20 protein-coding genes are annotated in these 21,657 nt (G+C 41.5%); 11 read left to right on the top strand and 9 right to left on the bottom strand.

What is annotated here, in order from left to right; all coding sequences use genetic code 11:
* Positions 1 to 366: 366 nt before the first annotated feature.
* The 4 genes from sbmA to B4C48_RS13945 all read left to right on the top strand — a co-directional run bounded on the left by sbmA (position 367) and on the right by B4C48_RS13945 (position 4,865).
* On the top strand, positions 367 to 1,563 hold the full coding sequence (gene sbmA / locus B4C48_RS13930) for a peptide antibiotic transporter SbmA (protein ID WP_291357530.1): 1,197 nt from the start codon (positions 367 to 369) through the stop codon (positions 1,561 to 1,563).
* 116 nt (positions 1,564 to 1,679) lie between these two features.
* Positions 1,680 to 2,750 carry a DUF1176 domain-containing protein gene (locus B4C48_RS13935; protein ID WP_291357532.1) on the top strand — a complete coding sequence of 357 codons (1,071 nt, stop codon included), beginning with the start codon at positions 1,680 to 1,682 and terminating at the stop codon, positions 2,748 to 2,750.
* A 324-nt stretch (positions 2,751 to 3,074) separates the two neighbouring features.
* Entirely contained in the window at positions 3,075 to 4,070 is a 996-nt protein-coding gene (locus tag B4C48_RS13940) for a hypothetical protein (protein WP_291357534.1), read from the top strand.
* A gap of 273 nt (positions 4,071 to 4,343) precedes the next feature.
* Positions 4,344 to 4,865, top strand: coding sequence for a hypothetical protein (locus B4C48_RS13945; RefSeq protein ID WP_291357536.1), 522 nt, complete (start codon positions 4,344 to 4,346; stop codon positions 4,863 to 4,865).
* A 180-nt stretch (positions 4,866 to 5,045) separates the two neighbouring features.
* Here B4C48_RS13945 and B4C48_RS13950 read toward each other — a convergent pair whose 3' ends face one another.
* The 5 genes from B4C48_RS13950 to gatC all read right to left on the bottom strand — a co-directional run bounded on the left by B4C48_RS13950 (position 5,046) and on the right by gatC (position 10,675).
* Positions 5,046 to 5,651 (bottom strand): hypothetical protein, encoded by a 606-nt coding sequence (locus tag B4C48_RS13950; RefSeq protein WP_291357538.1) that lies wholly within the window; start codon positions 5,649 to 5,651, stop codon positions 5,046 to 5,048.
* A 67-nt stretch (positions 5,652 to 5,718) separates the two neighbouring features.
* Positions 5,719 to 7,260, bottom strand: a complete 1,542-nt coding sequence (locus tag B4C48_RS13955; protein ID WP_291357540.1) for an FRG domain-containing protein — start codon at positions 7,258 to 7,260, stop codon at positions 5,719 to 5,721.
* Between the two features lie 82 nt (positions 7,261 to 7,342).
* Positions 7,343 to 8,830, bottom strand: coding sequence for an Asp-tRNA(Asn)/Glu-tRNA(Gln) amidotransferase subunit GatB (gene gatB, locus B4C48_RS13960; protein ID WP_291357542.1), 1,488 nt, complete (start codon positions 8,828 to 8,830; stop codon positions 7,343 to 7,345).
* Positions 8,830 to 10,308, bottom strand: a complete 1,479-nt coding sequence (gatA, locus tag B4C48_RS13965) for an Asp-tRNA(Asn)/Glu-tRNA(Gln) amidotransferase subunit GatA (RefSeq protein WP_291357544.1) — start codon at positions 10,306 to 10,308, stop codon at positions 8,830 to 8,832. The genes gatB and gatA overlap by 1 nt, the downstream gene beginning before the upstream one ends.
* A gap of 52 nt (positions 10,309 to 10,360) precedes the next feature.
* Positions 10,361 to 10,675, bottom strand: a complete 315-nt coding sequence (gatC, locus tag B4C48_RS13970; protein WP_291357546.1) for an Asp-tRNA(Asn)/Glu-tRNA(Gln) amidotransferase subunit GatC — start codon at positions 10,673 to 10,675, stop codon at positions 10,361 to 10,363.
* Between the two features lie 132 nt (positions 10,676 to 10,807).
* Between gatC and B4C48_RS13975 the strand changes: the two genes are divergently transcribed.
* The 6 genes from B4C48_RS13975 (at position 10,808) to B4C48_RS14000 (ending at position 15,561) form a co-directional block, all read left to right on the top strand.
* Positions 10,808 to 11,854, top strand: coding sequence for a rod shape-determining protein (locus B4C48_RS13975; RefSeq protein WP_086174771.1), 1,047 nt, complete (start codon positions 10,808 to 10,810; stop codon positions 11,852 to 11,854).
* Between the two features lie 16 nt (positions 11,855 to 11,870).
* A complete protein-coding gene (mreC, locus tag B4C48_RS13980; RefSeq protein WP_291357549.1) occupies positions 11,871 to 12,728 on the top strand; it encodes a rod shape-determining protein MreC in 858 nt (285 codons plus the stop codon).
* Entirely contained in the window at positions 12,715 to 13,206 is a 492-nt protein-coding gene (gene mreD / locus B4C48_RS13985; RefSeq protein WP_291357551.1) for a rod shape-determining protein MreD, read from the top strand. Before mreC ends, mreD begins: the two co-directional genes overlap by 14 nt.
* Positions 13,194 to 13,760, top strand: coding sequence for a Maf-like protein (locus B4C48_RS13990; protein WP_291357553.1), 567 nt, complete (start codon positions 13,194 to 13,196; stop codon positions 13,758 to 13,760). Before mreD ends, B4C48_RS13990 begins: the two co-directional genes overlap by 13 nt.
* A 41-nt stretch (positions 13,761 to 13,801) precedes the next feature.
* Complete coding sequence (rng, locus tag B4C48_RS13995; RefSeq protein ID WP_291357555.1) at positions 13,802 to 15,256, top strand: ribonuclease G; 1,455 nt, start codon at positions 13,802 to 13,804, stop codon at positions 15,254 to 15,256.
* A gap of 134 nt (positions 15,257 to 15,390) precedes the next feature.
* Complete coding sequence (locus B4C48_RS14000; RefSeq protein ID WP_291357557.1) at positions 15,391 to 15,561, top strand: PA1571 family protein; 171 nt, start codon at positions 15,391 to 15,393, stop codon at positions 15,559 to 15,561.
* Positions 15,562 to 15,637: 76 nt separating this feature from the next.
* Here B4C48_RS14000 and B4C48_RS14005 read toward each other — a convergent pair whose 3' ends face one another.
* Together B4C48_RS14005 and B4C48_RS14010 are read right to left on the bottom strand one after the other, a co-directional pair.
* Positions 15,638 to 17,023: a WS/DGAT/MGAT family O-acyltransferase gene (locus B4C48_RS14005; protein ID WP_291357559.1), complete on the bottom strand. Its 1,386-nt coding sequence runs from the start codon at positions 17,021 to 17,023 to the stop codon at positions 15,638 to 15,640.
* 173 nt (positions 17,024 to 17,196) lie between these two features.
* A complete protein-coding gene (locus B4C48_RS14010) occupies positions 17,197 to 17,928 on the bottom strand; it encodes a phosphoadenylyl-sulfate reductase (protein ID WP_291357561.1) in 732 nt (243 codons plus the stop codon).
* A 198-nt stretch (positions 17,929 to 18,126) separates the two neighbouring features.
* Here B4C48_RS14010 and thrH point away from each other — a divergent pair, with 198 nt between their 5' ends.
* Positions 18,127 to 18,744: a bifunctional phosphoserine phosphatase/homoserine phosphotransferase ThrH gene (gene thrH, locus B4C48_RS14015; protein ID WP_174560882.1), complete on the top strand. Its 618-nt coding sequence runs from the start codon at positions 18,127 to 18,129 to the stop codon at positions 18,742 to 18,744.
* 71 nt (positions 18,745 to 18,815) lie between these two features.
* Here the strand turns inward: thrH and B4C48_RS14020 are convergent, their stop codons facing one another.
* Complete coding sequence (locus B4C48_RS14020; protein WP_291357565.1) at positions 18,816 to 20,000, bottom strand: OmpP1/FadL family transporter; 1,185 nt, start codon at positions 19,998 to 20,000, stop codon at positions 18,816 to 18,818.
* A 321-nt stretch (positions 20,001 to 20,321) separates the two neighbouring features.
* Positions 20,322 to 21,548: an OmpP1/FadL family transporter gene (locus B4C48_RS14025; protein ID WP_291357567.1), complete on the bottom strand. Its 1,227-nt coding sequence runs from the start codon at positions 21,546 to 21,548 to the stop codon at positions 20,322 to 20,324.
* Positions 21,549 to 21,657 lie beyond the last annotated feature (109 nt).

A 21,657-nucleotide genomic window follows, 5' to 3' on the forward strand; every position in this document is an offset into this window, starting at 1 on the left:
CACTATGGATTTGATTATTTGTTCATTTTTAAGAGAGCTTTAATCTATCCAGTTTAATCTCAGTTAAGATCTGCCAAATGCTGTTTTTTAATACAGCATTTTTAATGCTGATGTTTAACAATAAGCAGCAAATTTTAAGTCGAACTGAAATGAAGAAAAATCAGCCAAGACTGAGTTAACAACTTGCCTGTTGAATTGACACTTAAAGAAAATCATTTCACCTGAAAAAACATTTCACAAACAGTGTATAAGTTGTTACAAAGATGAAAAGACTAGAATAATAGCCGCGTCATTCCTCCAGCTTAAATAGGCTGCAGGATTGAACGGCAAGTTTGAAACTAAAAAATAAAGGAACACCCCGAGCTAATGTTTAAATCTTTTTTCCCGAACCCGAAGTGGTTCTTTTTGTCGTTGGTGCTGTGGTTTGGAATCAATATTGCCTTGTGGTATTCCGGTGGCAATAGTTGGGGAACCGTTTTAGGCTTTGCACCTGGCTATGCCACTGCAGAATTACCGATTGGGGTAAGTCGCTTTTGGTCACCTTCATTTTTATGGTTCTACCTGTGGTTCATCGTTTCCACCGTCATTTTTGCCCTGTTCTGGCGGTTTAAGTCCAGCAATCCATGGCAGGGCTGGTCGGTCTGGGGTTCGGCTTTTATTCTGTTCAATATCTGGTTTGCGGTACAGGTCAATGTGGTGGTGAATGCCTGGTACAGCCCGTTTTATGACCTGATTCAGAAAATGCTGAGCAGTGGTGGAGGCAATGTCAATTTACTCTACAGTGAAACCTTGACCTTCCTGTATGTCGCGATGGTCTATGTAACCATTGCGGTGTTTAACCTGTTCTTTGTCAGTCATTATATTTTCCGCTGGCGTACCGCCATGAATGACTATTACACCGCGCATTGGGAACAGTTGCGTCATATTGAAGGGGCTTCGCAGCGTATTCAGGAAGATACCATGCGTTTTGCCAAAACCACCGAGAGTTTGGGAGTGAGTTTCATTCAGGCGCTGATGACTTTAATGGCATTTTTACCGGTGTTATTACAGTTGTCATCGCACGTGAAACAACTACCAGTGATTGGTGAAATTCCTTATGCACTGGTCTGGGCTGCCATTAGCTGGGCAGTGCTGGGCACCGTGGTGTTAATGCTGGTCGGTTATAAATTGCCGGGTCTGGAATTTAATAACCAGAAAGTTGAAGCTGCTTACCGGAAAGAACTGGTGTATGGCGAGGACTATGCTGATCGTGCCGATCCGCTGACCTTAAAAGAATTGTTCAATCGCGTGCGTTTTAATTATTTCCGCCTGTATTTCCATTATGCCTATTTCAACCTGGTGCGAATCTGGTACATGCAACTGGACAATCTGTATGGTTTATTCGTGCTGTTCCCGAGTATTGCCGCAGGGACGATTACACTGGGCCTGATGATGCAGATTGCCAATGTCTTTGGTAAGGTACGTGAGTCATTTCAGTATTTAATTGAGTCTTGGCCAACGATTATTGAATTGCTTTCGATTTATAAGCGTTTACGGGCCTTTGAATCGACTTTGCATAATTAATCAATACTTAAATTCAGCAATAAACCCGCATAATGCGGGTTTTTTTATACTGTTTTATATTCCACAATCATGAAAACGCTGAGCTATAGTGATCAAAAAGGGAAAGGACAAGAAAAATGAAAAGGTTTTATACGTGGACTTCGCTTTGCTGTCTGGCCGTGAGCAGTCCTTTAATATTTGCCAAAGAAATACAAGGCGTGTCTTTTTCACATCAGGATTGGGAGGTGTATTGCAGTAATACCGGCACCTGTCGGGCAGCGGGCTATCAGGATGATGATCTGCAAAGCATGCCAGCCACAATCTTGTTGACCCGTAAAGCCGGGGCAAAACAAACTGTGCAAGGGAGATTTGCATTATCCAGTTTTGATCAAGACTTAAATAGCAAAAAACTGAATAATCTACACTTTTTTATAAATAATAAAGATTATGGCCAAGTAAATATTAACATTTCAGAGCAACTGCTGACAGGAACGCTAAATAGCAAACAGCTCAATGCACTGTTACGACAGAGCCGGAAAAAAGCCAACATCGTATTTAAAAATGCTTATTACACCTGGCAGGTTTCTGATGCGGGCATGACAGCTTCACTGTTGAAAATGGATGATTTTCAAAAACGTATAGGGACGATAGGGGCTTTGGTCAAGCCCGGCACTGCAAGTGAGGCGAAAGTATTGGCGGCGCAGCCTAAACGAGTAGTCACCAAAGTGAAAACCGCAGCAAGACCGTATTTAATCCTTCAGCCCAAAACTAAACCGTACCAAAACCTGCATAAGTTACTCATGGCTGCCGGGTCGACACAGCCAGATGCCGCTGAATTTTGTGAAGGTATTTATGATGGAGAGGGTGCCAAACCGCAAGCGATTGAACTCTATAAGCTCACTAATAACAAAGTTCTAGCCACCACACTATGCTGGCGCGGTGCCTATAATGAAGGTTATGGGGCTTGGGTAATGAATCAATCTTTAACAGGCAAAGCGACTTTTGTGACTGAATCTGCATCGGATTTTGCCGCCGGCGAAATCAGCAGTGCGCAAAAGGGTCGCGGTATTGGCGATTGCTGGAAAATGGGTGAATGGATTTGGCAGGGACAAGCTTTTGTTCAAACTGTAGATCGTTGGTCGGGTATGTGTAAAGGTTTTGCTGGTGGTGCCTGGGATCTGGATCTCATTGAAGCCGTGGTGAAATAACCCATTTCATTTATGCTTTTGATTACGCCAGCTAGTTATTTGTATAAAAGAATAAATTTTCATCAGTTTATGATGGAAATTGTCGAATAGCTTCAGGAATAACTGAAGCTTCACCAATCATTAAAAAAAATAAGCTGACGCAAAAATGTTATCCGGTTCAGATTTTAGGGTTAAAAGCTTTAAAAAATTGGCAGTTATTTTGCATTTTTATGCAAAAATGCATTCTTAAGCTCATGAGAATTAATAATAAAATCAAAGTGCTGTATTTGTTATTTCCCCGATTTTCATATATTTTCTAAAGACAGCATTAGTGAGCATTAATACGTGAATTTCAAAACATTCATCTTGATTGGCGGAGTGGGTATCACTTTACATGGCTGTACCAGTTTTAATGCTTTAAGCTCAGATGAACCCGTTCAAAATTTTGCTTCAGCGCAGGAAATGCTTGTTCAAAAAAATATTAATCAGCCTAATGGACAGGCGAAAGAATATGTTTATTCTTGGGGACCAAAACAGAATGAGAAAGAACCTCAGTCTTTATATCCAAGAAAATATTTAAGCAATTACTGTACTGCCAAGAAGGGTAAATTCACGCTGCTCTATAAGAGTTCCATGGCTTTGGTGAAAAATGTAAACGATAAAAAACGCTTGTCAGCATCCGGCAATGTCAAACAGGGCATAGGCGCCTATAAATGTGTACAAAATAACGGACAAAGCTGGATTGCATCGATTGAACCGGTGGCTGAACGTAAACTCAATGATGGCAGTGAAGCCCGGTTAGTAAGTTTACAAACTAGGCTGATGTCTGCGGATGATGCAAAAAAGTTTTATAAAAATATCAGTATAAGCACCAATGTTACCGATAAAAAAATTAATTCCAGTGATACAGGTAATAAAAAAGCACTGAATAAATCTGTCCTTCAAAAAGAGGCGGATGCTAAAAAAGAAACCGATCTGAAAAAAGAAAGCAAACCTACACTAGAGGTAGCTGAAAAACAGCCGTTAAAAGTCGCGGAAAGCCCACAGCAGCAACAGATGAAATTTTATGTCGCTGCACGGCGGGATTTAAATAGCGGTAAAAATCAGATCACTGCCTGTAATAATGCACAGCGGGCTTATAACTATGGCAAGTTGCAGGGAACCGACGGAACCCGGGTTTATACTGAGTCGGGGATGCTGGTAGCGCGCTGTTTAACCAGTGTGCCAAGTTATAGCAGCCGTTTTTCCAATGCCAAAGCTCAGGCGGTAAAAATTTTGCAGAATCTGGCCAATAATTATAATCATGCCGGAGCGAAGAATATGCTCAGGCAGATGAAGTAGGACTATTTTTTATTCTTAATCTCTCCTTCCTCTAGCATTCTCAAAATACATTCTGAGGATGCTTTCACTTGCCTTTCTTTTAAAGTAGCGTCTTAAAAAGTGCTGAACAGAGAGAGGGATTCCTAATCTCAAATTCACATTTACACTAATATGCACCAAATCAGATTAGGTTTTTGCTCGGGCTTGAGTATTGCTATAAATTACAGAGTAATAATACGAGCAAGGCGCGAGTCTATGATACAAAGTAGCTGATTGTTAAAAAGAGATTCGCTTATGTCACGCCAAACTGAGGTTATCCGTCGCAGATTTACAGCTAAAATTCGGTGGGGATTAATGGCAATGGCCTTGATGGGTACCACCCAAATAGCTATTGCGGGGCCAACAGTCGATCAGCTGAGTAACTGTCTGGTGAAATCTACCACGGCAGCAGATAAAACGACTGTATTGCAATGGACCTTTATCGCGTTATCTGCACATCCGGAATTGAAAAAATTTAGCAATGTAAATGAAGAACAAAGAACCCAGCTGGATAAAAATTTAGCCCAAGTATTGCAGCGTATATTGGTCGAGCAATGTTCTGCACAGACCAAAGCGGTAATTACTGCGGAAGGTGTACAAGCGGTGGGTGATAGTTTTCAGGAGCTTGGACAGATTACTGGTGAGGAAATTTTAGAAAATCCTGAAGTGAAAAGTCAGCTCAAAGGTGTGCTGCGTTATGTCGATTTAAATAAATTGGTGATGACGTTTTTGACGCCTGATGTGTGGAATAAGTTGGGGACTATTCGGAATAAATAAGTAAAAAAGTCCCCCTTTAGAAAAGGGGGATTTAGGGGATTTTTCAAGATCATCATAAAATCCTCTCCCTAGTCCTCTCCTTTGCCAAAGGAGAGAGAATTAAGCGTATCAAATTAATTAAATGACACTCCCTCTCCCATTGGGAGAGGGTTGGGGTGAGGGATAATTTAAAAGAGAAAATTAAATAAGATCAGTATAAAATTTCTCATACTCATCATTCACCGCTTCACCTCGCAGCAAATAGCCTTTCGGTTGAATATAACTATAAATTTCCCGTGCAGGTTGCTCATGCCAACCAATATTAAAAGCACACAGTTTTGGGAAAAATGTCATGTGACTATAGTTCAAATTGTTATGAATCCAATATGCCAACTGTTGCCAATTACTTGGGTCTTTCTCATAAAGTTCCAAGAATGATGGAATGACAATACACGCCGTTGCACCGTAACCTTTTTCATCAGGGTAGTCCCAAATGTGGCTCGCAAAGTTTTTCTCATTGCTGGCGCAGTTATGTCCTTTTTCATTGCCCAATTGATTTACGCTTGGTGAACGATATGCAGATCGAATGGCGATACGACCAAACTTGTCTTGCAGTGGCTCAAGCAGTTGCTCGCAAAGTTGTGTGCCTGTGCGAATGGCAATATCAGGATGGTCAGGGTAGTTGGGGACGCCGTACCAATTGGCGATTTCGCTATACAGGAAATCACGCATAAAAAAAGACTTTGAAAGTTGAATGCGTCCTAAGTCTTCGAGTTTGGCGATAGAGGATACTTTTTTGATGGTCATATTGAGATTTTTTATATGTTGGAAGAAAAAGACTCTTTAATAATTAAAAGAGTCTAATTTAATAATATTACTTAGAATCTGCTTCGAGTTCTAATTTTGACTTTATATATTTCGCTGTATTTTCTAGACTAGGATAAATAGTACGAAGGTTAACTTTTAGCTGATCTAGCTCTTTTAAAATGGAGCTTTTGTTAGCTGATTTAATTCTAATCCGTTTTATCTTAAAGACATCATTGCCATCTTCAGGCAGGCTTGCATCTAATCCGAAAAGTAAAAAAGAGCCTGCTTGAGCTATAATCCTATCCTGTGTTAATCGTCCCTTAACACATAAAACCTTGTTTAAATCAGAAATTTTAATCTTAGGTTCAAAGTATGGCTTTTCTTGTCTAATAAAATGAATGTAACTAGCATATGCTTCATTGTTCTCGTAGTCTGTGGACTTGAAAGCCTTTCTAGGAGGAGTTTCTGATTCACATTGCTCTATGAGTTTAATTAATTCTTTTTTTTGTGATTCTGTCAATTTTGCTAAATTTGTCACACAAGAAACAGCATCTGAGTCGAAATATTTAATCTCGCTTTTCTTTATATAGAATAATATGACTTCACCATCAATATCCTTTTCTTTACCCTTATCATCTTTTTCAATTTCACAAGCAAAATATAGTGCTGCTAATGGGTTACTAGAAATATCTAACAATCTTGTTGGAAACGAATAATGTTGCATATGAGTAAGAATATCAAAGCATCTACTTTCATTTGAAAAAGATTTAGGCTCTGTTGTGAGTAAGTCCATGAATGAACTTTTTTCGGACTTTAAATAAATAGGTCCTTTTGATTTATATTGTCTAAATAAGGTTGGTTGTAAAAAATAACGCAAGGCATCTCTATGGCCTCGGAAAAATAGTTCGCGATTTTTAAGTTCATCTTCAGTGCTTAATTCATTGATTTTATCTATGAATTGAGAAACACTAGCAATTGTGTGTTGTGGTTGAGTTTCTAATTCAGCTACTACAGTTACATCTAAACTACTTATTGGAGAGGGAGAGATATATTGAGGTAATGGAAGAGGGTCATTATAGGTGGGAAATAAATTTATGTAAGTGCTGTTGTTGAATATTTGGAAATGGGGATTATTCGCTGATAGAGCAAAGATATCTCCTGATTTTAAAGCCCAATGATTTCTATATTCTTCTAATCCTTCAAATTTTAAATATTCTTTAATTGTGTTTAAATAAAAATCAAAATCCTTATTTTTTTGTTTCCAAGTTTCCTTAGTATCTTCATCTGTGTATGTGATATCTTCTCTAGTTTGAATATTTATAGAATGTAATTTATTAAATTCAACAACTATATTTTGTTCTTCAGAAGAATATGTAATGTTTAAAATTTTACCTAATGAAATTTCTTTTTCAAAACGCTCCATAGTAACTAGAGCAGGGTATTTTTTGAGTAAATCTAATTTTTCTTGGGTTAATGTTTTATATAAAATACGAATATCTTCATCTGTATATTCTAGGAAACGACTCGAATGAAAATTAATTTGATATATTTCATCATTCTGAGTAATTTGATGTTCATTGCTAACTTGTAATATATTGAAAAAACTCATTTATAAAGATAATCCTTGAAATTATAAAAACCCCGCACTAAGCGAGGTTTTTATCTCATGAAAATAACTAATTAGTCAATTATCAACCAATCAATTTCTTCATTAATTCATTGACTTGTGCAGGGTTGGCTTTACCTTTTGCAGCTTTCATTACTTGACCCACAAGACCGTTAAAGGCTTTCTCTTTACCAGACTTATATTCCTCAACCATCTTCTCGTTGGCAGCAAGCACTTCCTTAATAATCGCTTCAATTGCGCCTGTATCAGTTTCCTGTTTCAAGCCTTTTTCAGCAATAATTTCGTCCGCAGTTTTGCCTTCTTCCCACATAAAGCCGAATACTTGTTTCGCGATCTTACCGTTAATGGTGTTATCCACAATACGCGCGATCATACCGCCAAGTTTTTCCGCAGATACAGGAGAATCAGCCAAATCTAAGCCTGCTTTGTTTAGCGCCCCTGAGAATTCACCCATCACCCAGTTTGCAGACACTTTACCTTGTGCAGCACCACCCGCAGAAGCAACCACAACTTCGTAGAAGTCTGATAGCTCGCGTGTAAGCGTTAAAACGTGCGCATCGTACTCAGTCACACCAAAGTCAGCCACAAAACGCGCACGACGTGCAGCAGGAAGCTCAGGCATGGTTGCTTTAATGGCTTCGATTTGCTCATCCGCAATGACTACAGGCAACAAGTCTGGGTCAGGGAAGTAGCGGTAATCGTTCGCTTCTTCTTTCGAACGCATAGAACGCGTTTCCATTTTTACAGGGTCGAACAAACGTGTTTCTTGGTCAATCGTACCGTCCCATTCCAGGATTTCCATTTGACGTTCAATTTCAACATTGATCGCTTGTTCAATGAAACGGAATGAGTTGAGGTTTTTCAATTCACAACGTGTACCGAATGGTTGACCCGGACGACGTAAAGACACGTTACAGTCAGCACGGAATGAACCTTCCGCCATGTTACCATCAGAGATGCCTAACCAACGCACAAGTGTGTGAATCGCTTTAATGTAGGCAACCGCTTCTTCAACCGAACGCATATCGGGTTCAGATACGATTTCAAGCAGCGGAGTACCCGCACGGTTCAAATCGATGCCTGACATGCCTTCAAACTGGTCATGAATCGATTTACCTGCATCTTCCTCAAGGTGTGCACGCGTCACGCCAATACGTTTGGTTGTGCCATCTTCAAGCTGGATATCGATATGACCCAAGCCCACAATCGGGTTATCCATCTGGCTGATCTGATAGCCTTTTGGAGAGTCAGGGTAGAAATAGTTTTTACGTGCGAACACAGATGCTTGGTCAATGTAAGCATCAATCCCCAAACCAAAGCGAATTGCAAGATCAACCACTTCTTTGTTCAATACTGGCAATACGCCCGGCATCGCCAAATCTACAAGGCTGGCCTGAGTGTTTGGATCATTACCAAATTCAGTTGATGAGCCCGAGAAGATTTTAGATTTGGTCGCAAGCTGAGTGTGAATCTCGATACCAATGACAACTTCCCAACCATCAATCAGGTTAGATTTTGGTTTAGCAGCGTTCTTTCCGTTGTTTTGGGCCATTATGCATTCTCCTCAGCAATTGCAGCGCGTTTCGTATGCCAATCTGTGGCTTGTTGATACTGGTGTACCACAGACAGCAATTGCGATTCTGACCAGTAGTTCCCAATCAGCTGTAAGCCAACAGGTAGGTTATCTTGGTCAAAACCAACAGGCGCATTAATTGCAGGCAGACCTGCCAGGTTCACCGCGATGGTATAGATGTCACCCAAGTACATTTCAACAGGAGATAAATTCGCACCGATTCGATATGCAGTCGTAGGTGCAGAAGGCGCAGCAATCACATCGACAGATTCAAAGGCTTTCAGGAAGTCTTGTTGAATCAAACGACGTACTTTTTGCGCTTTTACGTAGTAGGCATCGTAATAACCGGCAGACAGGGCATACGTACCGATCAGGATACGACGTTGTACTTCAGCACCGAAACCTTCTGAACGTGAACGTTTGTACAGGTCCATCAAGTCCACTGGGTTTTCACAGCGGTAGCCATAACGCACGCCGTCATAACGTGACAGGTTAGACGATGCTTCCGCAGGGGCAATCAGGTAATAGGTCGGCACGTAGCTTTCTGTCATGTTGAGGTCAATTTCAACCAACACAGCGCCCATTTCTTCTAACTTTTTCAGAGATTCTTCAACACGTGCTTTGACGTCGGCATCCAGACCTTGAACATTGAAGTACTGCTTGGGAATACCAATACGTAAACCCTTAACTGAGGTAGCGTTCAGGTTTGCCACATAATCATCAACATCTTTTTCTACAGAGGTTGAATCTTTGGCATCATGACCTGCCATCACGTTCATCAGGTAAGCACAGTCTTCCGCAGAACGTGCCATTGGACCGCCTTGATCCAGTGATGAGGCATAGGCAATCATACCGAAACGCGATACACGACCGTAAGTTGGCTTAAGACCGGTCAGGCCACAAAAAGATGCCGGTTGACGGATTGAACCACCAGTATCGGTACCTGTCGCAAATGGAGCAAGATCAGCTGCTACAGCAGCAGCCGAACCACCTGATGAACCACCCGGTACATGGCTTAAGTTCCACGGGTTCGCTGTTGCGCCGTAATAGGAATTCTCAGAAGTTGAACCCATGGCAAATTCGTCCATGTTCACTTTACCAAGCGTTACCAGGCCCGCAGCTTTAGCTTTCGCTACAACGGTCGCGTCGTAAGGAGAGATAAAGTTGTCCAGCATTTTAGAACCGGCCGTGGTTTTAATGCCTTGGGTACAGAAAATATCTTTATGGGCAATAGGCACACCGGTTAATGCGGTGGCGTTACCGGCTTTAATTGCCGCATCAGCAGCGTCGGCTTGAGCCAATGCCTGCTCGGCAGTCACAGTCACGTATGACTTCACTTGAGCATCGATTTTATCAATGCGTTTTAAATAATGTTCTGTCAATTCGCGAGACGAAAATTTAGCCTCAGCTAAACCTTCGGAAAGTTCACGAATCGATAAGCGATGTAAATCTGTCATGAGAAATATTTCTTTACGTTTAATTTAATAAAATGGTTTAACTGAATAAAGATTATTCAATCACGCGCGGAACAAGGTACAAGCCTGCTTCAGTTGCCGGTGCAACGGCTTGATATTCTTCACGATGATTTTCTTCAGAAACCACGTCTTCACGTAAGGGCTGTGGATTGTCAAATGGACTTTTAAGCGGCTCAACACCTTCAGTGTCAATGCCTTTTAAGGTTTCCATCATGCCTAAAATTTTATTTAGACTTTGAGCATATTCAGCAGATTGCGTATCATTTAGCGACAATCGTGCAAGATGTGCGATTGCTGAAACTGTTTGTGCATTTAAATCCGCAGAATGCTGTGCATCCGATGTAGACATAATATTACCTAATCAGTATTAAAAAAATTCAAAATATCGTGCGTTATAATAAGCGATTGACTTGTTCAAATCATCACATTTAGTTAAAGTTGCCACCTTGCGTCCACATAAAGTTTAATCGAGAACGTCTCCGTGATTCTAAAAAGACTAATTGGCTTGTTTTCGCCCGATCTAGCCATTGATTTAGGTACAGCAAATACACTTATTTATGCACCAGGACGAGGCATTATATTAAATGAACCGACGGTTGTGGCAATTCGTCACAGTGGTTCACAAAAAATCGTTGCCGCTGTTGGTCTTGATGCTAAACAAATGCTTGGTCGTACACCTGCAAATATTTCTGCAATCCGCCCGATGAAAGATGGGGTAATTGCCGATTTCGAAGTGACCGAAACCATGCTGAACCAGTTTATTGGTAAAGTCCATGAAAAGCGTCTTTTCCCGCCTGCACCGCGTGTTGTGGTCTGTGTACCGTGTAAATCAACCCTGGTTGAGCGCCGTGCCATTCGTGAAGCAGTCTTCAATGCCGGTGCACGTGATGTCCGCCTGATTGAAGAGCCGATGGCAGCTGCAATCGGTGCGGGTATGCCGGTTGAACAGGCATGTGGTTCGATGGTGGTCGATGTAGGTGGTGGTACCACTGAAATCGCAATCATTTCATTACAGGGCTGTGTTTACGCAGACTCGCTACGTATTGGTGGTGATGTATTTGATGAACAGATCATTAACTACGTACGTAAAGCGCATGGCTGTGTGATTGGTGAAACCACTGCTGAAGTGATTAAAAAAGAAGTGGGTATGGCATTGCCGGATGAAGGTGCTCCAATACTCGAAATCGAAGTGCGTGGTCGTAACCTGGCAGAAGGTGTGCCTCGTGCAATTACCGTGACTTCGGTTGAAATTGCCCAAGCCATTTCTGATCCATTACAAAATATTGTCTCTGCGGTGAAATCAGCACTTGAACAAACCCCGCCTGAATTGTCTTCTGACATTGCAGAACGTGGCATTGTATTGACAGGTGGTGGTGCATTACTGCGTAACCTGGACAAACTTCTTGCCCAAGAAACCGGTTTACCTGTAGTTGTGGCTGAAGATCCGCTGACTTGCGTGACTCGTGGGGGTGGTAAAGTCCTGGAATTCTTCGATAATCCAAATCACGATATGCTATTTGTAGGTTAAGTAAAGGACAAGGCGGGTGCAAACACAACTGTTTTCTCGACAACCGCCATCTTTTCGCTCATTTATCATTGCGGTCATCACATGTCTGGTTGTGCTGTTTTTTAACTGGCGCATGCCCCATGTGATTCAGCCCGCGCGTGATGTCTTGTACGCGGCATATAATCCGATTTATGCCCTGGCAAGTTATCCGGTGTTATCGCGAGAATGGCTCAATCAACAAACCAAGTCTGAAGCCCAGTTACGTCGTGAAAATACCGCGATGCAAGCCGAGCTGTTACAGGCTCAGGTTCGTCTGCAAAAATTATCTGAACTTTCTGCGGAAAACACCCGTTTAAGAGGTCTGCTCGATACCCCTTTGATTATTGATGGGCGCATGGAAATTGCAGAAGTGATCGGTACCGATGCAGATCCTTTAAGACATATTATTGTGATTAACCGTGGTTCCAGCAGTCAGCTCAAAGTCGGGCAAACCGTACTGGATGACAAGGGCATCATGGGGCAGATCATTAATGTCAATTCGCATAGTAGCCGTATTATGTTGTTGTCTGACAAAGAACACTCTCTTTCCGTACGTTTAGAACATACCGGGATGCGTGCCATTGTATCGGGTACAGGTGATTTAGGTCATTTGAAGATGGAATATGTTCCGACCAGTGCCAATGTCAAGGTCGGCGAAAAAGTCTATAGCTCAGGGCTGGGGGCACATTTCCCAGCGGGTTATCTGGTGGGTACAGTCTCTAAAGTGAATCGGCATAATTCGGGTGAGTTTGCCCAGATTGAAGTGATTCCAGCCGCGCAACTGGCAGGTGGACATCATGTGGTCGTCCTGTTTTCTGATTCACTAGCGATGGAGCAGCCGCATGCGACTCGCTAAATTACGTGCTGAAACCAATCGTGATCCTTTAATTGCCATTATTGTTTCAGTCATTTTCTGTTCCGTGCTGATGGTTTATCCATTGTCTTATGCAGTGTCAGGTGCACGGCCTTTATTTATGTTGCTACTCATGCTGTTTTGGGTGATGTGCCAGCCTACATGGTGCGGAATCTGGTTTGCCTTTGCCACCGGAATATTTACCGACCTGCTGCTAGATGCACCTTTGGGTATGAATGCCTTAAGTTTTGTGTTGATCACTTTTATTGTCCGGTTTTTAACCCGTGAACGACGTATTTTGACCTTCGGAAATCTGTGGGTTATCAGTTTCCTGGTGGTGCTAGCACATCTATTTTTGACCTGGGTTTTGCAAATTATGGGTGGTTTGCAATTTTCCATCACCCGACACTGGCAGCCTTTATTGACCAGTCTGCTGGTTTTCCCGGTCATGTATTTTATGTTAAAAAAATGGCGCATTTAATTCTGGCTTCGAGTTCACCGCGCCGTCGGGAACTGCTGCAACAGTTGGGTCTGGATTTCGAAATCTTCAGTCCGGACATTGATGAATCTATCATGGAAGGTGAAGATGTTGCCGCCTATGTAGAACGTCTGGCCTGTAGCAAAGCCCGGGTGGTGCTGGAGCAATTTCCGGATGCCATTGTGATTGCCGCTGACACCAGTTTAGGGGTGGACAATCAAATCTTAGGGAAACCTGAATCAAAACAACATGCTTTTGAAATGTGGCAGCGTATTTCCGGTCGCAAGCATGATGTATTTTCCGGTGTTTGTGTGCGTACAAGTACAGAAAAATCAAGTATAGTGGTACGAACGCAGGTTGAGTTTCAAAAATTAAGTCTCAATGATATGGAAGATTATTGGGCCACTGGGGAGCCGATTGGCAAAGCGGGTGGTTATGCTATTCAAGGCATCGCATCGCGTTATATTCCCCGTATAGAAGGCAGTTATAGCAATGTCGTGGGCTTGCCTTTACATGAAACCGTACAGTTATTACAGGCAGTTAAGGCACTAAATTAACTGACCTCAAAAAGAATTTTTATAATGTTTTGAGTTTTATTATGTCTGACGAGTTGTTGATTAACGTCACACCTATGGAATGTCGTGTGGCCTTAATCCAGAACGGCACGGTCAATGAGTTGTTTGTTGAGCGTACGGTTAAGCGTGGATTGGTTGGCAACATTTATAAAGGTAAAGTGGTACGTGTACTTCCGGGTATGCAGGCTGCTTTTGTCGATATTGGTCTTTCACGAACTGCTTTTCTACATATCAATGATATGGTCTGGCCGCGCAATCAACCGACTCCCAATGTTTTTGAACTGCTGCAACCTGGTCAAATTCTGACTGTCCAGGTGATGAAAGACATGCTGGGGACCAAAGGCGCGCGCCTCAGTACCGATCTTTCCATTCCTTCACGTTATCTTGTGCTGATGCCTTATGGTCATCATATTGGGGTATCACAACGCATTGAATCTGAAGAGGAGCGAGATCGACTGCGTTCAATGATCGAACGGATTCAAAGCGAGCATCAATTACCTGGTAGTGTCATTGTGCGTACCGCGGCAGAGGGGATTCCTGAAGCGGAAATTGCCCAGGATATGGCGTATTTGGCCAAGCTTTGGGAATTTATTCAGCGCAAGCAAAAAAGCATTGCCGTGCCTTCACTGATTTTTGAGGAACTGCCTCTACCACAGCGAATTATTCGTGATTTGGCCAATGCCGATACCTCTAAAATTTCTGTCGATTCACGTGAAATACATGCCAAGTTGCAAGAATTTGTACTTGAGTTTGTGCCGAGTATGCAAGACCGACTGGTTCACTATCCCGGTGAGCGTCCTATTTTTGACTTGTATAATGTCGAAGAAGATATTCAGAAGGCCCTGCAAACACGTGTAGCACTGAAGTCGGGTGGCTATCTGATGATAGACCAGACCGAAGCCATGACCACCATTGATGTGAATACGGGTTCCTATGTCGGTGGCCGGACTTTAGAAGACACCGTATTTAAAACCAATATGGAAGCGACTCAGGTGATTGCCCGTCAGCTGCGCTTACGTAATTTGGGCGGTATTATCATTATTGACTTTATTGACATGCAGGAAGCCCAGCATCGTGAAGAAGTTATGAGCCAGTTTGAACGTATGCTGGAACGTGATCATGCCAAAACCAAAATCACGCAAGTGTCCGAACTGGGTCTGGTGGAAATGACACGCAAACGCACGCGCGAATCTTTAGAGCACTTATTATGTGAATCGTGCCCGACGTGTCAGGGGCGCGGCTATGTGAAAACAGCAGAGACAGTGTGTTACGAAATTTTTCGCGAAATTTTGAGATATGCGCGTGCTTTTGAAAGTAAAAGTGGTTTTACCGTGGTGGCACATCCTTCGGTGATTGACCGATTGTTAACAGCAGAAGCACCGGCAGTGGCGGATTTAGAGCACTTTATCGGGCGTATCATCAAATTTCAGGTAGAAAATCTGTATACGCAAGAGCAATACGATATCATTCTCAGCTGAAATTGTAACAGAATATCGTTAAACACTTGTTACATCTGAAATTTTACTTTTTAAGCTTAATTTTGAATACTAGTCATACACAGTAGCCAAAGCCAAAATCTCCCAGTTTTGGCTTAGCAAAAAAGAGGTATGACATGAGTATGAGCAAAGCAATTATTAAAAAAAGTTTGAATGTTTTAGAAAATAAACCAGCTCACAGTGGTTATATTGTGGATGAGCAGGGCAAAGAAGTTCAAATTACAGCTGCCATGATTCGTTCAGCTTGCCATCAGCTATTAAATCAGTGTCGTGCAATTAAAAATTAATCTCCTGCAAATATAAAATAAAGGGGCTTTTGAAAAGCCCCTTTATTCATTTACTATTCACTTTTTAGGAATGCGGTTAACTCACCGCTCTCAACTTCTTTGGCGGGATATCTTGCCCGACAATATCTTCAAATCGCTGAATTTCATCTTCCAGATGGGTAAGCAGGTTTTGCATCTTCGGTAAGGCGTTGCGACAACCGGTCAACCCGACTTCCAATTTATCTAAATAGCTGGTCATTGTAATATTAAGTGCCTGTCCATCCAGAACAATCGAAGCCGGATAAAGCGCATCCAGTTTCGCACCATTCCAGTAGAGCGGTTCACGTGGCCCGGGTACGTTAGAAATCACGATATTGAACGCTTGGTGTTTAGGCATCATGCCTGACACAATATTTAAGCCGGCTGCACCATATACCAAGGCACTATAGTTCAAAATTTGATTTGAGTTCATGCGTTTAAAACGCTGTTTTGCATTTAACACGCTACGACGAATAATTTTTAGACGTTCTAATGGTGTTTCTTTATCCGTGCCTAAATTGGCCAAAATCATGGTAATCCGGTTAGAAACATCAGAATTATCATCACGCACGGAAGCCGGTACCATCGCAATCAGCGGTTTCTTCGGCAATGCATGTTGACTGAGCAAATATTCACGCAACGCGCCTGAACATATGGCCAAAACCACATCATTAATAGTCACCCCGAGTGCTTTGGCAATCCTGCTTAAGCGACCCAATTCAAAAGATTGTGCAGCAAAACGACGGGAAGAACTCACGCGTTGATTTAAAATACTGCTTGGTGCCTGGAAACTGGAAACATAGTCAGGATTACGTCCCATATCTTTAAAGATTGTCTGGGATAATTCATACATGACTTTTGGTGTTGCTTCGAGTTGCTCTTTTAAAGTCCCCATAATTTTTTTTATGCGACTCGTAGGTGGGGCTTTAATGCGTTTAGCGCGAGGACCTTCAACACACCAGAGTGGCACAATACTTTTTGCATCTGGATCATGCGACAGGGATTTTTCAACCAGACGCATACCGGCAATACCATCCACCATGGCATGGTGGATTTTAAAGTACATGGCAAAGCGGTTGCCCTCAATACCTTCAATAATGTTACAGGTCCACAAAGGTTTGGCACGATCAAGCAGAGCGCTATGTTCTTGGGAAATATAAGTCAGTAATTCACGGATTCGGCCTGGATGAGGCAGCGCAATATGACGAAAATGATGGTCTAAATCGAATTCTTGGTCTTCATCCCAAAATAGACCATTGAGTTTATTATTAAAAGGCGCAACAGGAAGACATTTGGATTTACGAATATCCGCTACAAGATCTTGAATAAATGTATCAGGTGCATTGTCAGGAATTTGAAATAGGAACAGTCCGCCGACGTGCATCGGTTGCTGACGTTTTTCAAGCGACAGAAAAATAAAATCAATTGGGTGTAATGGACGCATAGCGTTGAATGCCTCACTGCAATTTTGTAGCTGTTCTTATATGAACAGGCTTGTTAGAATTATATGAAAACGTCTTTTTAGTATATCTTTTTTCAAAAAGAAATGAACTGCTTTATGTGTAATCATAAGTTAAAAAAAACCACTGAATCACAGTGGTTTTTTTGAAAAAAATATTATTTTAAATTTCCTGCATGCAAACCACATTCTTTATGGGTAGCTTCTTCCCACCACCAGCGACCTTCGCGTTCATGCTGATTCGGCAATACAGGACGGGTGCAGGGTTCACAGCCAATAGAAATAAAACCACGTTCATGCAGCGGATTATAAGGGATTTCCATCATGCGGATATAGTTCCATACATCGGAACTCGACCAGTTTGCCAAGGGATTATACTTAATCAACTGCTTACCTGGACCTGAAAAACCGGCATCTGCCTGGACGACCGGAATTTCATTACGGGTACCCGGGCTTTGATCTTTACGTTGACCAGTTATCCAGCCATCCAATGTCGCCAGCTTTTTACGTAAGGGCTGAACTTTACGGATACCACAACATTCCTGATGACCATCGCGATAGAAGCTAAAGAAACCTTTTTCAGTGACCAGTTTTTGCATCACCTCTGTTTCCGGGAAACAAATTTCGATATCAATATTATAGTGTTTACGAACCTGGTCGATAAATTGATAGGTTTCTGCATGTAAACGACCGGTATCGAGACTGAAGACTCGAAACGGTTTACCTAAATGTGAAGCCATATCAATCAAAACGACATCTTCAGCACCTGAAAATGAAATAGCAATTTCACCTTCCTGACTTAAAGCAAGTTCCAGAATTTCGCTGGGAGATTTATCTGCATATTCAGAGGCAAGGGCATCGACAAGGTCAATGGTAGGGATTGTAGTCATGACAGTTCCTGGCTATAGGCTTGGACACTTAAAAACCTATATTAATTTAATTCGCAACGATTTTAATAGAATTGAAATACTCTGCTTATCACTAAAAAATAAATACTTATGAATAAAATAGATTTAAAAAACAACACCTGAAATGTCGATTTTTAAGCTATGATAACGCGAAATTTTTCACTGACATTGGGAGAACCCATGGAAATCGTATGTCTTGATCTTGAGGGTGTGTTAGTTCCAGAAATTTGGATTAACTTTGCCAAAAAAACTGGAATTAAAGCATTGGAAGCCACTACACGTGATATTCCAGACTACGATGTGTTAATGACGCAGCGCCTGAATATTCTTAAAGAACACGGTTTAGGCTTGAATGATATTCAGGAAGTAATTGCAGATATGGGACCCTTCCCGGGAGCAAAAGAATTTGTAAAATGGGTGAGCACTCATTTTCAATTGATTATTCTTTCCGATACTTTCTATGAGTTTGCTCATCCTTTAATGAAGCAACTCGATTGGCCAACCATTTTCTGCCACAAGTTGGAAACTGATGAAAATGGCATGATTACCGATTATAAACTTCGCCAGCCGGATCAGAAGCGCCAGGCAGTGAAAGCGCTGCACGGTTTGAACTTCCGTGTAATTGCAGCGGGTGATTCTTATAACGATACAACGATGCTGGGTGAGGCAGACCACGGTTTCCTATTTGATGCACCGGAAAATGTGATTGCTGAATTCCCTCAGTTCCCGCCAATTCATGGTTATGAAGCATTAAAAGAAGCCATTCGTAATGCTTCAGTGCGTAATATTCCAGCATAATATTTTAATTAGATGCATAAAAAAGGGCGCTATAAGCGCCCTTTCTTGTATGATCCTAATTTTTAATACAATTAGAAGCGGTAACCGATTTTCATACCATAACCAATTGCATGGTTATCTTCAAAATCAGCTTTTACAGCGCCGCCAGTTTGAGCCTGAGCATCGCCTAACCAGAAGTATTTAACCCCGGCTTGAATAAAGTAGTTTTCAGCAGGGCTGTATTGACCACCCAGACCTACACTCCAATAGCCTTCAGTTGGACCTAATGTTGTTACAGGGTTACCTGCACCTGAGTCATAACCAACGGCAGCAGTACCAGCCCATTTGCTATTGAACTTATGAGATAGACCTGTCGTTACAGAATATTGGTCATCTGAATAATTGATAAGGTCTTGTCCCATAATCTTTAGCAAAGCTGGGCTGACAGCAAATTGATCCCAATGTACCCAGCGTAAGTTAGCGAACGCAAGCGTATTAGGAGCTACACCCGTTTGAAGGTCAACATTCACTGACTGTGGCGTTGTTGCATTGAGCGTACTGTTTATTTCACCTAATTGGGAGAAAACATATTTTTGCTGAGCTGTCAGGATGGTTGCATAATTCGGAGATTGAGCAATCGCAGGTAACATAGATGTTTCATGTGATTTAGCTTCGTGTTTAATTTCAGAACGGTAAGTTACTGAAGCTTTTAATGCAATTTCAGGAATTTGATAGGCAAAACCGGCTAACCAGCCATACGCTTGTTCTTGCTCAACTTTAACATTGTAACCACTTAATAGAGAGTAAGCTGCACCACGTAATTTAATGTCGGCTTCAACAGTCTGCCAAACTGGACCTGCATAGAAATTCCAGTTTTCATTTGGCTGATAACCGATTAAAGCAGTGAGATTATTGGTTTTTACCTCAACCGAAGTGCCTTCAACACCATTGGAAAAGTTAGAACCATCGACTTGATAAGTCGCATCTGCACCATAAGGTTGGTCATATAAAAGACCGAGGGAAACTTTATCCGTTGCTTGAACTTTAATCGCTGCAGCAGGGAAGTAGTAGTCATCTCCCATGTCGCCAACATTATTGCCACTTTTATCTTTACCTTTAACTTCAGGGTCAAGAACAGAAATTCCAGCTTCCGCATAATTACCAGGCTGTAAAAAAGCAGAAATGGATTGGCCTGAGCGATCTAAACCAGCGGCAAAAACTGAAGTGCTTGGAAGTAGGCTGATTAAAATTGCAGAATGTATTTTATTGAGCTTCATGGTTCTTTCCCTGATGCCATTTTGTAACTAAAAGTGGTGGAAAAGTAACATAAATAAAAAAAGAGTAAATACTCTGCTTGGTTGTGAACATTGACTGATAAGCTCATTAATTGAACTTGCTAGAGTAATAATTCTATTTTTAAGAAATTATGTTTATGATTTTTAAATAAAAAGAAAATGATAACGAGACAATCAAAAGATAAAATTCATACTAACTGTTTGATTGAAAATACAGCTGTTAATTTATAAGTGTAAATTAAATATGAATTTAAGATTGAAAAAAGACCATCGCTCGCGATGGTCTTTTTCATTTATTAAATATTAGAAGCGGTAACCAATTTTAAGGCCGTATGCAAGTGCATCGTTGTCTTCAAAGTTGGCAACTGTATTAGGAGTGCCAAATTGTGCGCCAGATTGTGCTTTAGCATCGCCTAACCAGAAGTATTTCACGCCGCCAGCGATGAAGTAGTTTGGTGCTGGGCTGAATTGTAAACCTAGACCCACATTCCAGTAACCTTCAGTAGGACCAAGAGTAGATACAGGATTACCTGCACCAGAATCCCAACCTACTGATACATTACCAGCCCATTGTTCGCTTAGTTTACGTCCTACACCTACGGTTGCAGAGATTTGATCATCAGAATATGCAACTAAATCAAAGCCATTTGGTTGTCCTACTGCAGGACCAATCGCAGCGCTTGCTCTACCAAAAGCATATGGGCGGATTGCGAATTTAGACCATTCAACCCAACGAACGTTAGCAAATGCTACCGTATCTGCCATGATCCCGGTTTGGAAATCTAAGTTGACAGATTGTGGGGTTGTAATATCAGTTGAACCTTGGTTTGCATTCAGGTTAATTAAACCAGGTACTGGAAGAGCAGCTAGATTTGTACCAGTAGATGATTCTTGAATATTTACTGAGTGTTCAATCTCAGAGCGATAAGTTAAAGATGCTTTTAAAGCAATTTCTGGAATCTGGTAAGCTACACCTGCTAACCAGCCTGTAGCACTATCTTCGCCAATATTCGCTTTATAACCTGCAAATCCTGTGCTAGGTGAAGCAGTACCACTATATGCTGTACCTTGTAGTTCTACATTTCCTTTAACAGTTTGATATACGCCACCACCATAAATATTCCAGTTTACAGTTGGTTGGAAACCAAAAATTAAAGCTAAGTTTTGTGTATCAACTTCAACTTTAGTATTGCCTGTTGGGCTTGTAAACATAGTTGAAGAAGTATATTCAGCATCAGCACCAAATGGTTGGTCATAGATTAAACCAACTGAAAATTTGCTGGTAGGTTGGAATTTTAAAGCGGCACTTGGGAAGTAATAGTCTCCTGCCATGTCACCTGTGTTTTGGTTAGTAACATTGGTTTGGCCTGAAACATCTGGGTCTAGCGCAGAAATACCCGCTTCAAAATAGTTACCTGGTTGTAAAAATGCGGCAATAGACTGACCTGAACGATCCATTGCTGCTGCAAATGCACCTGTCATTGGTACTGTTGCAAGAATAATCGCTGTACTAAGTGTTTTTAATTTCATTGTCTGTCTTTCCTTGAGGTACAAATTTTTTTACTGCAGATGAGTGTTATTAATGCTTTAAATTCTTTTGGTAACATCCGTCTTTCAACTAGATATCATTTGTTACTCC

This window comes from Acinetobacter sp. UBA3106 (assembly GCA_002365595.1).
In the GTDB taxonomy this organism is placed as follows: domain Bacteria; phylum Pseudomonadota; class Gammaproteobacteria; order Pseudomonadales; family Moraxellaceae; genus Acinetobacter.